General features: G+C 43.3%; 1 pseudogene. It reads right to left on the bottom strand.

Annotation, left to right across the window (positions count from 1 at the left end):
* Window positions 1–404 (bottom strand): annotated as a pseudogene (sucC, locus tag GQY27_RS21270) (succinate--CoA ligase subunit beta); the annotation flags it as partial.

The following is a 404-nucleotide window of genomic DNA, read 5'->3' as shown; positions in this document are numbered from 1 at the left end:
ACTTTTTCGGTTGTAGCACCGCCCCCTACATCAAGGAAGTTAGCGGGGTCCCCACCGTAATATTTAATAATGTCCATCGTTGCCATAGCAAGACCTGCTCCGTTAACCATACAGCCGATGTTCCCATCAAGTGCTATGTAGCTCAGATCAAACTTGGAAGCTTCGATTTCTTTCTCATCTTCTTCATCCAGATCACGAAGTGCCTGAATATCTTTATGACGATAAAGAGCATTAGAATCAAAGTTCAGCTTCGCATCCAGTGCCATTACGTTACCATCGCCTGTTACTACAAGCGGGTTGATCTCTGCAATGGAACAATCTTTATCCACGAAAGCTTCGTACAGAGCAAGCATAAATTTCGTTGCTTTGTTTACGAGCTCATTAGGAATGTTAATTGCATACGC

The sequence above is a fragment of the Paenibacillus sp. An7 genome (genome assembly GCF_009870785.1).
GTDB lineage: Bacteria > Bacillota > Bacilli > Paenibacillales > Paenibacillaceae > Paenibacillus.
The sequence above is the reverse complement of the archived record's forward strand: the minus strand, read 5'-3'. Positions and strand labels throughout refer to the sequence as shown.